At 61.3% G+C, this 628-nt stretch carries 2 rRNA genes; both read left to right on the forward strand.

The features are described from left to right. Positions 1 to 107, forward strand: a 16S ribosomal RNA gene (locus E1284_RS41050); the annotation flags it as partial. A 422-nt stretch (positions 108 to 529) separates the two neighbouring features. Beyond that, positions 530 to 628 (forward strand): 23S ribosomal RNA (locus tag E1284_RS41055); the annotation flags it as partial.

Below are 628 nucleotides of genomic sequence, written 5' to 3' on the forward strand. Positions count from 1 at the left end.
GGCCCAACCACCTTGTGTGGGGGGAGCGGTCGAAGGTGGGGCCGGCGATTGGGACGAAGTCGTAACAAGGTAGCCGTACCGGAAGGTGCGGCTGGATCACCTCCTTTCTAAGGAGCAACCAGCTGGCCTGTGTGGATCCGCCCCTCCGGGGGTCGGTGCGCAGGTCGGTGGCCACTGTTGGCAGCGAGTGTCTGTCAGGTGGCTGCTCATAGATGTGGAGCACTGGCTACTCAGCTCACCGCCTGTGTGAGCCGGCAAGTACCGCCCCTTCGGCTTCGGTCTTGGGGGAGTGGGAACGACGGTCTCGGGTGGGTGGGGGGTTGGACACGCTGTTGGGTCCTGAGGAAACGGGCGTTAGCCCGGTGACCTCGGACTGCGGGACCAGTCGCCGCATCGCCTGCTTTGGGTGGTGCGGTGCTGGTGGGCCCGGTTGTTTTTTGAGAACTGCACAGTGGACGCGAGCATCTCTGGCGAGAATGCGGTCTTTGGATCGTGTTCTTGTCTGCGATTTGTTTTGATCGTTTTGTGTGTTCAAGTTTTTAAGGGCATACGGTGGATGCCTTGGCATCAGGAGCCGATGAAGGACGTGGGAGCCTGCGATATGCCTCGGGGAGTCGGCAACCAGACT

The organism is Actinomadura bangladeshensis (genome assembly GCF_004348335.1).
GTDB classification, from domain to species: domain Bacteria; phylum Actinomycetota; class Actinomycetes; order Streptosporangiales; family Streptosporangiaceae; genus Spirillospora; species Spirillospora bangladeshensis.